This is a genomic window from Vibrio profundi (assembly GCF_005281835.1).
Lineage (GTDB): Bacteria > Pseudomonadota > Gammaproteobacteria > Enterobacterales > Vibrionaceae > Vibrio > Vibrio profundi.
On record NZ_RZIS01000003.1, the window covers coordinates 552523 to 565444 of the forward strand.

Below are 12922 nucleotides of genomic sequence, written 5' to 3' on the forward strand. Positions count from 1 at the left end.
CGTCATGGAACTTGGTCTTATCATTGCTTTTATCGTAGCGTCTGCAGTTATGGTAAAGAAAGAAATGACAAACAAGTAATTTCACTTTTCCTTTTTTGTTCATTTTCAAAGTGAAATAAAAAGCCAGCGATTCGCTGGCTTTTCTTGTATTGAATGATATTAAAACTCGTACTTTGCAGTTACCGACCAGTTACGTCCTGGTTGCGTGTAATCTTTATTTTCTTCAGAGAAGCCTCGAACGTCATTCCATTCATAATACTCTTCATCAGTTACGTTAAAGATACCAGCGCGAAGTGTTAAATCTTTGATTGGCATATAGTAAGCAGTCAAATCAACAACTGTTGCAGCAGAATTTTCAAGAATCGGATCAGTTAGGCCACTACTATCAATATCGCTTGAACGCTTCTTCGCAGTATAATTCACATCAACAGACGTGCCCCAAGGCTTATTAGGTGAATCATAATTTAGACTAATCACGGCATTCCAAGGGTTAACTGTATTTAATGGGTTTCCTTTTCCGTCTTCACCTTCTGTATAAGCAGCAGCGAAGCGCGAGCTTACGCCCTGAATTGGCAAAAATCTGTTCCAAGATAAAGTATTCGATGCTTCGACACCTTTAATTACCGCTTCATCTATATTAATGCTTTGATTAATAGTTGGGTCAAGTGGGGTACCACTGCCTCCAACGGGCTGACTATCTATGAAGTTATTGTAGTCACTGTAGAAAACAGCAATTTCACTAGAAGATACCGTCGTATTGTGACGCCAACCTAACTCATACGAGATACTTTCTTCGGCTTCTAAATCCGGATTAGGAGCATTAACGTAACCGTGATTAGGGTTACCAAATGAATAATATAGCTCCTGGAAGTCAGGTGCGCGGAAACCTTGGCTGATCTGAGCAAAAATCTTGTTTTCATCGTTAATTGTATACGTGGTACCTAGACGACCAGTGACAGCAGAGTCGGAGTATTTCGCATAGTCACTAGCTGGATTACCACTTGGGTTTTGGCTTGTGTCTCCTGGATCTGTTTCAAATCCGTCAAAACGCACACCCGGAGTAATCATCCAATTACCAATCGTCATTTCGTTTTGAGCGAACACCCCGTACTTTCGTTCCGAAGCCGAAGGGATATAGAATATAACCTGGTCAGCACTTATTGAGTTGTACTCATTGTTGACATTTTTTATATCTTTATCTGAATATGCTGCGCCATAAATAAAGTAATGTTCAACATTACCAGTCGTAAAGAACTTATCCAATTGGATGTCTAATTGGTAGCCTTTATCTGAATATATGTAATCTTTACGCTGTACGTTACCGGCAGGGGGTAGGAACGCTCCCCCATTTGAAGTACGATTTGTAACTCCATTTTCTTCTTTCGCCAACCAGTCCGCTTGCCAAGTGATTGCGTCAGCGAATGACAGGTTTGCATCCCAAATATGCTTAATTCCGACTTGTTGCTGGCTAGTTGTATCTTCACCAGTATAATCGGTGTAGCTCGCACTTTCTAAGTTTGAATCGCCAGAATTCTCAATAAAGTTACCTGTAAATTCAAGGCGGTGTTGATCATTGAGTTGATACTGAAGCTTAACGAGCAAATTGTTATTTTGAGTATCTTGCTCTTCAGGGCTACCGAAGTTTTCTATATTTTCGCCGTCACGACGAGTGTATGTAACTAGCGTTTCCAGATCGCCGATACGATTTGCTAGTGCAACTGATTCGCTAAATGTATTGTCTGCAGATGAAAAGTTAAATTTAGCATGACCACCGAAATCTCGACCATCCAAAAAATCACTAGGATCTTTCGTTTCAAATGCAGCGATACCGCCAATAGCATCTGAGCCATATAAAGAGGAAGCCGCTCCTTTTACGATTTCAACAGACTTAAGTAGGTCAGTGTCAACATCTACACGAGAAGAGTTGATGAAGTTATATGATTGAGTTCCACTAGGTGTAAATTGGTTAGTTTGAGAAACACCATCAACTATAACTTTGACACGGTTACCTTCCATTCCACGGATATTTATTCCTTGGATGCCTTGTCTAGAGTTTGTCGTAACCGTGACGCCTGGCGTATATCTGAAGAGATCTTCGACGCTAGTCATCATTTTTGATTCGATATCTTTGTCGTTAATCACAGATACTGATGCCGCAACGTCTTCAAGTTGCTGGCTCGTACGAGTTGAAGAAACTACGACTTCATCAAATAACGCATATTCTTCAGCTATCGCTGGTGTAGTCATTGCTACAATGATAGATGCTGATAAAAGAGACTTCTTATACATTTTTATTTAACCTTAAAATCCATAGTAGGTAACTTGAGCGGATGCCATTCTATTGGATACAAATGATAATTACTATCGTTATCATTAGGTTTTATTTTTTATTATAGCTTCATGTTTCATGTCGCATTGATAAGAAATCTTATAAAAACAATTAGTTATATTTTCTAAATTAATTATAATTAGTTCAATGTTGAATTAATTATTGTGATAAAGATCTCATTAAATAACCGAGAGGGATATGGTTTGCAAAGTCCAATAACCTTAGAAGCGCTTCATATTTTAGATGCTATTGATCGCAGGGGGAGTTTTGCTTCAGCCGCAAATGAACTCGATCGAGCACCTTCCTCGTTGAGTTACCAAATACAAAAACTTGAGCAAGATCTTGATATCATGATCTTTGACCGTTCAGGCCACAAAGCAAACTTTACTGATGCCGGAAGACTAATTTTGGAACAAGGTAGAATGATTCTTGCGGCTTCGGAGCGCTTGGTCACTGAAGCTACGATTCTTGCTAATGGCTGGGAGCTCGACTTAACCATCGCATTTGATGGAATTATCCCAGTTGATAACTTTTTTCCACTCGTAGAAGAGCTTGGAAAAATCAGTAAAACTCGCGTTAGGCTACAAGAAGAGATCCTTGCAGGATGTTGGGAAGCGTTAGCAGCAGATCGAGCAGATTTATTAGTGTGTCCTAAACCTGAAACATTACCAAATGACGTTAAAAGTGACACAATAGGTCATATTACAATGACATGGGTCGCTGCAACGGATCATTATGTTCATAAGCGAACAGGGGACTTTGACCAGAAAGCCAGAGAAAGTTACAGGGTCATAGCGATTGCAGACACGGCGCGAGATCAGCCTGCAATCACAGTGAACATTTTGGAAAAACAACCAAGGCTAACAGTCACCAACTTCCATGCAAAAGTCGATGCGCTAATAAATGGGCTTGGTATTGGTACTTTACCAACAACGATTGCTGAACCTTTAATCGAATCAGGCAAACTGAAACAAATCACAGGCACCGAGCAGCAAAGTATCGATATTGTTCTGGTTTGGCGCCGAAACAAAATTGGAGACGCCAAATCTTGGTGTATTCAATATTTGAAAAAGAACTGGCTGATGCAGTAGCTAGGTTAGTCGGAGAACCATATCAGCGGTTCCATCCTCGAAGCTGACGTCGACTACAAAACCAAGTTTTTGTGCAAGCGTCAGCATCCCTCGGTTAGTCGGCATCGTCATACCAGATATCTGCTCGGTGTTTTTGTTACGACAGTAGTCAATAATTTTATTCATTAAAATCCTTCCCAAGCCTACACCTTTAAGATCAGAGCGAATCAAGATTGCGAATTCAGCATCGGTATTTTCGGGATTAATCAAAGCTCGAGAAACGCCAATGATCGCGTCTTCACCGAGCTCTTCACGTACCGCAACAAAAGCAATTTCTCTATCAAAATCGATCTGAGTAAAGTTAGCTAATGCTTCATGATTAAACTCTCCAACATCACTGAAAAAGCGCTTATAAAGATCTTCTTTCGAAACGTTTTGAATAAAATCGGAGTGTAATGGTTCATCCTCAGGAAGAATCGGACGCAACAATATCTCGCTACCATCTTTAATTTGATGGGTTTCTTCCAATTCAACAGGATAAGGTCTTATCGCGAGGCGTTCTTGAGCATCACCATGGTAGGACTTTAAAACAATATCGGCATCCAAAATGGTAAAACTGTTGCCATTAACGAGTAGTGGATGAATATCCAGTTCGTGTATTTGAGGGCAATCTACAACCATCTGTGATATTCGGACTAAGAACTCAGATAACCCGTCGATATCGATAGGGCTTGGCAACTTTTGTAAGCGAACTTTTTCACTCTTTATTGCTCGTATGACCAAGTAGCGAGCTAGCGTCGTGTTAAGTGGGGGAAGTGCGGCTGCAGCATCTCTACACTCATCCCATTCAGAACCACCTTGACCTAGGAGAATTACTGGCCCAAAAGTCGAATCGGTTGTCACCTTAATTCTTAACTCTTGGCCTCCTGCGAGTTTCGCCATTCCTTGAACTAACAAGCCATGGATATGCGCTGTAGGATAGGAGAGTTGTGAACGATCCAAAATTGCCTGGGCAGCACTGGCTACTTCTTGGCTATTACGCAGATTTAGCATCACACCTTGCACATCGGACTTATGCGCAATATCCGGAGAGCGCAACTTAACCGCAACTGGATATCCGATTTTCTCGGCAATATGAACGGCTTCGCTAGGGTCAGAGGCGATCCAAGTTGGTAGCAGCTCTAATCCAAAACTATTAAAAAGATGTCTCGTTTGGTGGGTATCTAGACTTACTGTGTTTTCGTCCAGTAATTGCTGGGCAATCCAATTCTTTGCGTCCACGAGGTCTTCTACGTGTACTTTTTCTGCTGTTGTCGGCGTTTCCATTAGCTGGCGTTGATTGCGTCGGTACTCCACTAAGTGCATGAAAGCGACGACCGAACTTTCAGGTGTTCGATAGGTTGGAATTCCCGCCTGTGTAAACAATTGACGAGCAGGTTTAGCGGTTAGTTCCCCAGACCAATTAGTGAGAATGTTAAAACGTTTTTGGCGAGGGTGTGCCTTAATAGTTTGTATTATTCGCTCAGCCGTTTCTTTTGACTGCGCGACAGCTGATGGGCTATGCATAATCAAAATGGCATCAGCTTCATCGCCATCTAGTAAGATATTTAGTACATCAACGTAGCGCTGTTGGCTAGCATCACCGACTATGTCAATCGGATTACTATGGGACCAACTTTCTGGTAGCACTCTGTTAAGTTTTGCGTATGTCTCATCAGATAAATCTGCAAGTTTTCCGCCACGCTCGAACAAGGTGTCGACAGCCATGATTGCCGGGCCACCGCCGTTTGTAATTATCGCTAATCGTTCTCCGCGTAGCGGCACAGAGTGGGTCAGTGTCTCAACCGCCGCAAACAATTCGTGCATATTTTTTACTCGCAACATCCCACTTCTTCGAATTGCCGAATCGTAAATTATATCAAGCGTATCATTGCCACCATTGTGAGCCATTGCCGCTGCTCTTCCACGAGCAGTTCGCCCACCTTTTAAAACCAAAATACGTTTGTTTCGCGATGCCGCTCGTGCTGCAGAAATAAATCGTCTCGCATCTTTTATAGTATCCACATAGAGAAGAATAGCTTCGGTGTGTGAGTCACGACTTAAGTAATCAAGTAGTTCAGAAAAGCCTATGTCACAGGCGTTTCCAATCGATATATACGCCGAAAAACCAATGCTTTTGTCGTTTGCCCAATCCAGGATAGTGGTACATACAGCCGCTGATTGAGACAAAAATGCGATTTTTCCTTTCAATGCGCCGACTGGTGAAAACGACGCATTGAGTCCAATCCAAGGTAAGATAATCCCTAAACTGTTTGGGCCAAGAATGCGGATATTGTGTGCCTTGGCAATCGCTTGGCACTCTTCGATTATCGGCAGGTCGTTATTCCCATATTGATGCATATCGGAAGACAAAATAACGACCGCTGAAATTCCTTTAGCCGCAATACTTTGGAAAATCTCGACATTTCTTGAAGCATGAGTACAGAGAATTGCCAAATCAGGAACAATAGGAAGGGCATCGACATTTTTGTAAGCCAACACACCAGATACAGAGGAGTATTTAGGGGTAACAGGCATAATAGCGCCAGTGAACTCACCGTGTAGAAGATTATTCATTACGATATAACCAGCACGAAACTCTTTTTGAGACGCGCCGACAACCGCGATTGATTTAGGCTTAAATAGAGAGTCCAAATAGTTCATAAGATTACCTTTTAATACTGATAGCCGTATCCTAACCTACAAAGTGGAATCAAATTGTAGGAGAAATCAGCAATTTGATTTTGAACTACACTTAGAGCGTTAAGTTTGTGAAATGAATCACTACCAATTGGTAGATATTGATAAAGTATGCTTGATTCTCTTTGTCTGTATCGGCATGATTTATAGTAGTTTATTATTAAGGACGTCTGAGCATTCCATGAAAAAAATTGCAATTGTGAGCCTGCCACTGCTCTTGGCTGCGTGTGCATCTGAAACCTACATCACGGATGTAACTTCTGAAAGCTACACGGAAGAATACAAAACAGCTAAAGTTGAAGCTCCTGTCGTCTCGCAAGCTCAAGAAGTAGCGACAGGCGTTAGTGAAGAAAATGTAGCCGTTAATGTTGTGAAGCTAGCTCCTGCAGAAGAAAAGAAAGTGGTTAAGCTTAGCCCTCAAAAAACGGCTAAAGTGGTACCACCAACTAAAAAACAAATGGATATGAACCAGCGTTTTGGTTACACCATCCAAGTTGTTGCTGTTGGAAGCCAAGCAAAAGTGGATTCGTTTGTGAGCAAACTTCCACGTTCAAGCCAGCCGGTTTGGGAAAACTACAAAGTAGTTAATGGCACTAAATGGTTCACGGTTTTATATGGTGACTATGCAACACGCTTAGAAGCAAAAAAGGCGATTTCAACACTATCTTCTGAATTCCAAGACTTGCAACCATTTGTAAAGAGTATTGATGATATTAAGAATTCAGACTATCCGACACTGAATAAGCTTAATTAGATTAGAACAAACATAGGTAAGGGGCTTCGGTCCCTTTCTTTTTGCCCAATAGTTAGTCATTTGGCAGCAAAGCGCGATTTTTTCTATTCAAAACACTGTACCTACGCGTCGATTTGTTTATGATGAAACTGTATTTTTACTTTGTCTCAAGGACTGATTTCACACATGAATAATACTAAAATTCTTTTACTTTGCGGCGGTGGCTCATCTGAGCACGAAGTATCACTAGTATCTGCTGGATTCCTCTTTGACCAGCTCAACACTATAGAAGAATTCGAAGTTATACGTGTAGAGATCAAACAAGATGCATGGGTAACGGACTCTGGAAAGCAAGTCTACCTAGACATCCACACGAAAGCACTTCGTGGCGATGACTACGTTGAAAATATTGACTTTATTGTTCCTTGTATTCATGGATTTCCTGGTGAGACAGGGGATATCCAATCACTTTTCGAACTCGCTAATATTCCATACCTAGGATGCGGTTCTGAAGCAAGCAACAATAGCTTCAACAAGATCACTTCAAAGCTCTGGTATGACGCTATCGATATTCCAAATACGCCATATTTATTCCTATCAGAAAACTCAAGTTCTTCTCACGCAAAAGCTGAAGAAGCTTTCGAGAAGTGGGGGAATGTATTCGTTAAGGCAGCAAGACAAGGCTCCTCTGTAGGTTGTTACAAGGTAACAGACATAAGCGAACTAAGTGCAGCTATCGACAAAGCATTTGGTTATTCCGACCAAGTATTGGTAGAACTAGCCGTAGTGCCGCGAGAGTTAGAAGTGGCAGCGTATGAAATGGACGGAGAGCTACACGTAAGCAAGCCAGGCGAAGTCATTGCTCCCAACGGTGCGTTCTATACATACGAAGAAAAGTATGGTGCGGACAGCCATTCCGTCACAGAAGTCGAAGCAACTAACCTCACTGACGAGCAATTAGCAACAATTGATGAAAGTGCTAAAAAAGTATTTATCCAAATGAAGTTAAGACATTTATCTAGAATTGATTTCTTTTTAACGGAGAAAGGGGATATTTATCTCAATGAAGTCAATACCTTCCCGGGTATGACGCCAATTTCAATGTTCCCGAAAATGGTAGAACATAATGGACACACATTCAGTGAGTTTCTTGAAAACTGCGTAAAAACGTCACTGCGTTAATCCCAAGGCTTAATCACTTTATATCTACTGAACTCACTTTCTGCGGTGCTTCTATATCCTACATATTGAGCAGGCATCGCAGGGCTTAACCACCTTCCATAGTCCTGTATTTCCTTTACTTTCATTCCTTGTCTTGAAAGCTCTTTAACCGCACCGACACGTAGCGATTGGCCAGAAAATTTAAGATGCTCTGGAAGATCAAGTAACGTTGAGGCGCTTCTTAAAATACGATAAATCGAAGAGTCATTAAGAACGTTATTGCTAATATTTCCATGCCTGTCTATCGACCGGAAAACAGGTCCTGTCTGTAATGCGATGAGTTCGATCCAGCGGTTAAGAAAGCTGCTTGTGTCTTCTGATAGTTGGTATTTATCACGGCCTATGTTTATCGAAACGCTAATACCATCAAATTCAAGGTCTTCAAAAACTAAGCCCTTTAATTCCGAACGTTTTAATACACATTCAAACATCACGTTATAAATAGCGATATCTCGTATATCTTTAGAGCTTTTCGAATTGGCGAGCAATCCGTTTAACTCCTTTAAATGTTTGAGTGTAAACGCATTCGTTTGTTTGGCATCGCCAGCCTTTTTGGCTTGCAGTTGGGACAACGTAAACTTAATCTGTCTGTGATTTATAGGGTTTGGTAAGCCCAAAACAGTATGCACCAGACTCAACGTTGCAGTGTAACGTTTAAGTGACGAGTACTTTCTTTGCGCTGACTCTAACTCGAGAAATCGACGAACAGCGGTAATAGAGGCGGGGAGTACGTTAATATGGTGATCGTGACAAAACGAAAGATATTGTCGCCAATCGGAACAAATTGCTAACAATGAGTTATGACTATATTGCGATTGAGTGAATTCATGCAATAACTCAAAATCAGATGACTGGCTAAGTCTAAACACAAAGTCTTTAATTATGTGATGATCGGACAATACTGGGATATTTTTTCGCATTCTAGTGCAACATAACCGGATTTAATCGCATTTTATCCTTGATATCATTGAAAGTACACTTATGATTAATATAGATAAAACAAAAAGATGAAACACATGTATGGCCAATTCAATATACCGAGGCGTACCGTTACAATCGACGGACGCAACTAATAAAGTCTGGCAAGCTAGGTTAAAAACACGAGTTATACAAGGCAATTTAAATGCCATCAAGAAAAGTATAGACTGGTGGCTTGATACCGCATCGATCATCGATCCGAAAGAGTTTAGTTCTTTAAATAAAGAGCGAGCAGCAGCCGGGCAAAAAGAAGATTTCAACGGTTTTACCATTAAGAATGACACTGGTGAGCCTAATGCATGGTATTGCATGTTTAATGGGAAGCTTATTAAAGGTTCCAAGACGGCAATACAAAAACATATCGAAGCTTATCTAATTGCAAAACAGAAAGCCGAACAACAAAAGAAGTAAATGTTAATGAGTTTAGTTTATTCAACTGAAACTGGTCGAATTAAGCCAGAAGAACAAAAAGTCGAACGTCCTAAAGGCGATGGTATTGTTAGAATTCAACGTGAAACCAAAGGTCGAAAAGGCAAAGGAGTTTCTGTCGTGTCTGGCTTAGATCTCGATGATGCACCATTGAAGCTTCTGGCTGCTGAATTGAAAAAAGTTTGTGGCTGTGGCGGCTCAATAAAAGATGGCAACATTGAAATTCAAGGCGACTCTAGAGATAAGATAAAAGCCCATCTTGAAAAGAAAGGTTTTAAAGTTAAGTTCGCAGGTGGTTGACACCACTAATAACTAGTTGAAAATCGCAGATTAGCAAAACTAGTTATTAGGTATTTTATGGTAAATACTGATTATCGTTAAATACATGAATAGAACGCCGTGAAAACCGAAAGTAGGCAAGAGGTTCACTCTTGCCTTTGTTATTACAACACAATTTAACATAAGATAGATAATACGCACTGAGATGGTTGTTGTAAGTATAGGGCTAGAGAACCGCAAGCCATTGAAATACTTGTTAAACCAAGCCCGTTATACTTTTTTGCAATGCTGTTCCACAGTGTCTGTGCTTCGTGCGTTTTGGCTTTATCTAACGCCAGTCCAACTAACGCCTTTTCTTTATCTTCACCAACCGCATCAGCAATCATAAGTATCTGATTTTCTTTTAGAAAAGCTCTGTCTTTTCTAATATCTGTCAGCATTTGAGTACTTATCCCCAAATCCGAAGCCACTTGCTTATATTGCACGTAATTCATGTGTTCTTTATAAGCATCTATGAGTTTCTTTGTGTACATTTTGAAAACCTCGCTTACTTCCTATGCTTCGATTCTAGCTTATAAACACGAAATTTATCGTATTGCCACTACGAGATTTATCATATTTACTATACGGAAATTCTCGTACTGAGAATTAACTGGTTAAGTTTGGGCTGTTTGCCCTTGACGCTTATAGCTCGCTTGGCCAGTCACTCTCAATCCAGTCAAGGTGGTTGCTATGTTTACAATTGAAGCTATTGAGTACGGCCAAATTTTAAAATCTGACAATGTTTGCTTCTATAACTACCCAGATTTCACACACGCGGCCGTTTCTATTCATAACTCACCATTGGAATTCTGTTTTGAGTTCTTGGCCAGTGAACTTGAGTTTAGCCAACGCACTATTGGCGAAGAACTTTTTCACACGGTTTCCTTTGCTAGTTCTCAAGCTTCTTGCAGCGACGCTTTTACTTTTACCTTTGATGACGACCAAGAACTTGAACAGTTCTGCGCGTTCTACGGTTTGGTGCGCTAGTCATGGATTCAATCTACTTCGACAACGAACCCAACCATGGCATCAACGCGTATTTCCCTTGGGGTCATAACTTCTTTAAGACGCAGCGCGACTTCTTCCAGTTCCTAGACGTTCACTACGGCATGGTCTCATTTCAGATCATTGAAATCACAGATGACAACTACCAAGAACTTTTGGTTAAGGGCGTGTTCCATGCCATCTAAAAAACCGCACAAGTTCCATGATGAAGTTCGTCCGGTTCAAGTGGATCACTTAGCGTTTTCATTTTCGTATGGTTCGCTTCGACACTTAGACAGTTCTAACGACCAAGACTTTATCAACTTGCAATTTCCTGAATTTAAAAAGGTTTCCGTCGACGGCAAGCAAGATTCACCCGAAGCCATCGAGAAATCTATAACGTTACATCGTAACAAATGCCGTAAGGTTTTATCCCATAGGTTTGATGAGTTCATGTCGAAAGTCTTTAACTTCCGTCTGTCTCCTATGCGTGGCCGTGGACTTCATGGTTATCAAGATTCGATGGTGATTCTGGACTCTACCGGAACGGTTGAATGTGGCTTAGTTGGGATTGGCGGCAACAATGACACCGTATTTGTTCAAGTAAACGGTACGGGTTGTAAGAAGCTGTTTGAGTTTACGACCCATGAAAAAATCCATTGGTGGTTGGCCTCTTGTCTGGGTATCACTCGCCTCGCCCGCTTGGATTTATGCGTCGATGATTACACGGGTAACTTTGACTGTAAGTACGCTGAGAAATGTTTTTATGAGGGAGCATTTCGCACTGCTTCTCGTGGTCGTGGTCCGACAATGGTTCCTCATAAGCGCGTTTCCCAAACAGGTGAATTGTCTGAAGAAGCGGTCTTGGTTGGCTCTCGTACGTCTTCTATCTACTGGCGTATCTACAACAAGAAATTCGAGCAGAAAATCACTGACCCTGAAGTGATTTGGTACCGCAATGAAGTGGAACTCAAAAAGTGTGACGTGTCATTGATGGCCTCTCCTGCTTCCGCGTTCGCTGGCCTTTGCGACTTCTCAGCCAGTATCGACCCAGCTGAACCAATGAAGATTGAACTCAACAAGAAGAAAGCCGGATTAGAGTTCATGGCTCGTATTGCTTGGGTTCGTCGCCAATGTGGAAAAGCGTTATCTGAAATCGTGGCCATGACTGATGGTGATTTAGGTGAAGCATTTGGAATGCTCATCCCTACGCATCATCGACGTGCCAATTTTGAAACCTCGTTGGGCGTTCCCGACGAATACACAAGACAAAAAGTCGAAATTTTGGAGTCAAGAATATGCCTACAATAACTGGAATCTCTATCAAACGTTTCCCTAAATCGGGAATGGAATTCGCTGAATTGTCAGTACTTCGCGCGGTAGAAGAAGTCGACAACGAAAAGTTTCAACAAACGGGCATCGGCTTCTCAACCGACATTCCTTACAACAAGCAAGCGCTGAAAATCGACGTGGATTATGCGCGTCAACTTATCCAGTCGCGTGCGTTCGTGGCCAACCGAGAATACCAACTGAGCTTTGGTGCTAATCCAAATGATCCTTTAGACATTTTGGTGAACAAGCTTGAGCCAGTGGACGACGAAATCAAAAAGCATTTCCAAGCGTCACTTAAGGCTTAATCCATGGCATTTGTTACAGGGTACTGCGCCAGTCTTCTCTCTTTTGATGGGGCTAACTCAACAATCATCTTGGAGTACAACACGAGCAATATCGTGAGTACCCACAAGAGCAATTGTGATTGGGCGGTATCGGTAACAACCGAGTTCTTGGAATCTCAAAACAATTATTACTTTTTAGAATCACAACCTGCGGCAGTAAGCAGTGATTACCAACTCAACATTGATTCGGAAATCTACACCACGGTTTCAGGTTGGATTCTATTTTCATTCGTTTCTGGTCACGCACTGGGACGAATACTCAAAGCGCTTGGCAGACGCTAAGCATTTAATCTTTATATACATTTTAGGAAATATAACTTATGAAACGTTTACTTTTGGCTGGTGCAACTCTTGGTGTTTCTTCTGCGGCTTTTGCTGAAGACAGTGCGGTGACTACAGCGCTTAATGCGGCTATCTCAGCGGGTCAAGCTAACTACGGTCT

General features: G+C 41.5%; 14 protein-coding genes. 10 read left to right on the plus strand and 4 right to left on the minus strand.

Going from position 1 to position 12922, the window contains the following annotated elements:
* Positions 1–159 precede the first annotated feature (159 nt).
* Positions 160–2289: a TonB-dependent hemoglobin/transferrin/lactoferrin family receptor gene (locus tag ELZ11_RS11235; RefSeq protein ID WP_137357493.1), complete on the minus strand. Its 2130-nt coding sequence runs from the start codon at positions 2287–2289 to the stop codon at positions 160–162.
* A gap of 243 nt (positions 2290–2532) precedes the next feature.
* Between ELZ11_RS11235 and ELZ11_RS11240 the strand changes: the two genes are divergently transcribed.
* A complete protein-coding gene (locus ELZ11_RS11240; protein ID WP_137357494.1) occupies positions 2533–3420 on the plus strand; it encodes a LysR family transcriptional regulator in 888 nt (295 codons plus the stop codon).
* Here ELZ11_RS11240 and ELZ11_RS11245 read toward each other — a convergent pair whose 3' ends face one another.
* Entirely contained in the window at positions 3421–6102 is a 2682-nt protein-coding gene (locus tag ELZ11_RS11245) for a bifunctional acetate--CoA ligase family protein/GNAT family N-acetyltransferase (protein WP_137357495.1), read from the minus strand.
* A 217-nt stretch (positions 6103–6319) separates the two neighbouring features.
* Here ELZ11_RS11245 and ELZ11_RS11250 point away from each other — a divergent pair, with 217 nt between their 5' ends.
* On the plus strand, positions 6320–6892 hold the full coding sequence (locus tag ELZ11_RS11250; protein WP_137357496.1) for an SPOR domain-containing protein: 573 nt from the start codon (positions 6320–6322) through the stop codon (positions 6890–6892).
* A 165-nt stretch (positions 6893–7057) separates the two neighbouring features.
* Positions 7058–8053 carry a D-alanine--D-alanine ligase gene (locus ELZ11_RS11255; protein ID WP_137357497.1) on the plus strand — a complete coding sequence of 332 codons (996 nt, stop codon included), beginning with the start codon at positions 7058–7060 and terminating at the stop codon, positions 8051–8053.
* Here ELZ11_RS11255 and ELZ11_RS11260 read toward each other — a convergent pair.
* Positions 8050–9012, minus strand: a complete 963-nt coding sequence (locus ELZ11_RS11260) for a tyrosine-type recombinase/integrase (RefSeq protein WP_137357498.1) — start codon at positions 9010–9012, stop codon at positions 8050–8052. The two genes, ELZ11_RS11255 and ELZ11_RS11260, sit on opposite strands and share 4 nt — an antisense overlap.
* 100 nt (positions 9013–9112) lie before the next feature.
* On the opposite strand from ELZ11_RS11260, the gene ELZ11_RS11265 reads away from it, so the two are divergent.
* Positions 9113–9481, plus strand: coding sequence for a DUF3319 domain-containing protein (locus ELZ11_RS11265; RefSeq protein ID WP_137357499.1), 369 nt, complete (start codon positions 9113–9115; stop codon positions 9479–9481).
* 6 nt (positions 9482–9487) lie between these two features.
* Entirely contained in the window at positions 9488–9799 is a 312-nt protein-coding gene (gene yciH, locus ELZ11_RS11270) for a stress response translation initiation inhibitor YciH (RefSeq protein WP_137357500.1), read from the plus strand.
* A gap of 155 nt (positions 9800–9954) precedes the next feature.
* On the opposite strand, the gene ELZ11_RS11275 is transcribed toward yciH, so the two are convergent.
* Positions 9955–10311 (minus strand): DUF3693 domain-containing protein, encoded by a 357-nt coding sequence (locus tag ELZ11_RS11275; protein WP_137357501.1) that lies wholly within the window; start codon positions 10309–10311, stop codon positions 9955–9957.
* A 199-nt stretch (positions 10312–10510) separates the two neighbouring features.
* Here ELZ11_RS11275 and ELZ11_RS11280 point away from each other — a divergent pair, with 199 nt between their 5' ends.
* The 5 genes from ELZ11_RS11280 to ELZ11_RS11300 are packed head-to-tail and all read left to right on the plus strand — an operon-like array spanning position 10511 to position 12762.
* On the plus strand, positions 10511–10807 hold the full coding sequence (locus ELZ11_RS11280) for a hypothetical protein (RefSeq protein ID WP_137357502.1): 297 nt from the start codon (positions 10511–10513) through the stop codon (positions 10805–10807).
* A gap of 2 nt (positions 10808–10809) precedes the next feature.
* Complete coding sequence (locus ELZ11_RS11285) at positions 10810–11010, plus strand: hypothetical protein (RefSeq protein WP_137357503.1); 201 nt, start codon at positions 10810–10812, stop codon at positions 11008–11010.
* Positions 11000–12115 (plus strand): replication initiation factor domain-containing protein, encoded by a 1116-nt coding sequence (locus tag ELZ11_RS11290; RefSeq protein ID WP_137357504.1) that lies wholly within the window; start codon positions 11000–11002, stop codon positions 12113–12115. Before ELZ11_RS11285 ends, ELZ11_RS11290 begins: the two co-directional genes overlap by 11 nt.
* Positions 12103–12441, plus strand: a complete 339-nt coding sequence (locus ELZ11_RS11295; RefSeq protein ID WP_137357505.1) for a DUF1293 family protein — start codon at positions 12103–12105, stop codon at positions 12439–12441. The genes ELZ11_RS11290 and ELZ11_RS11295 overlap by 13 nt, the downstream gene beginning before the upstream one ends.
* 3 nt (positions 12442–12444) lie before the next feature.
* A complete protein-coding gene (locus tag ELZ11_RS11300; protein WP_137357506.1) occupies positions 12445–12762 on the plus strand; it encodes a hypothetical protein in 318 nt (105 codons plus the stop codon).
* Positions 12763–12922: the final 160 nt, after the last annotated feature.

Excerpts from the sequence above, each read along its gene's own strand:
- ELZ11_RS11235 (WP_137357493.1), bottom strand. The coding sequence starts at position 2,289 with ATGTATAAGAAGTCTCTTTTATCAGCATCTATCATTGTAGCAATGACT.
- ELZ11_RS11245 (WP_137357495.1), bottom strand. The coding sequence starts at position 6,102 with ATGAACTATTTGGACTCTCTATTTAAGCCTAAATCAATCGCGGTTGTC.
- ELZ11_RS11250 (WP_137357496.1), top strand. The coding sequence starts at position 6,320 with ATGAAAAAAATTGCAATTGTGAGCCTGCCACTGCTCTTGGCTGCGTGT.
- ELZ11_RS11255 (WP_137357497.1), top strand. The coding sequence starts at position 7,058 with ATGAATAATACTAAAATTCTTTTACTTTGCGGCGGTGGCTCATCTGAG.
- ELZ11_RS11260 (WP_137357498.1), bottom strand. The coding sequence starts at position 9,012 with ATGCGAAAAAATATCCCAGTATTGTCCGATCATCACATAATTAAAGAC.
- ELZ11_RS11265 (WP_137357499.1), top strand. The coding sequence starts at position 9,113 with ATGGCCAATTCAATATACCGAGGCGTACCGTTACAATCGACGGACGCA.
- yciH (WP_137357500.1), top strand. The coding sequence starts at position 9,488 with ATGAGTTTAGTTTATTCAACTGAAACTGGTCGAATTAAGCCAGAAGAA.
- ELZ11_RS11275 (WP_137357501.1), bottom strand. The coding sequence starts at position 10,311 with ATGTACACAAAGAAACTCATAGATGCTTATAAAGAACACATGAATTAC.
- ELZ11_RS11280 (WP_137357502.1), top strand. The coding sequence starts at position 10,511 with ATGTTTACAATTGAAGCTATTGAGTACGGCCAAATTTTAAAATCTGAC.
- ELZ11_RS11285 (WP_137357503.1), top strand. The coding sequence starts at position 10,810 with ATGGATTCAATCTACTTCGACAACGAACCCAACCATGGCATCAACGCG.
- ELZ11_RS11290 (WP_137357504.1), top strand. The coding sequence starts at position 11,000 with ATGCCATCTAAAAAACCGCACAAGTTCCATGATGAAGTTCGTCCGGTT.
- ELZ11_RS11295 (WP_137357505.1), top strand. The coding sequence starts at position 12,103 with ATGCCTACAATAACTGGAATCTCTATCAAACGTTTCCCTAAATCGGGA.
- ELZ11_RS11300 (WP_137357506.1), top strand. The coding sequence starts at position 12,445 with ATGGCATTTGTTACAGGGTACTGCGCCAGTCTTCTCTCTTTTGATGGG.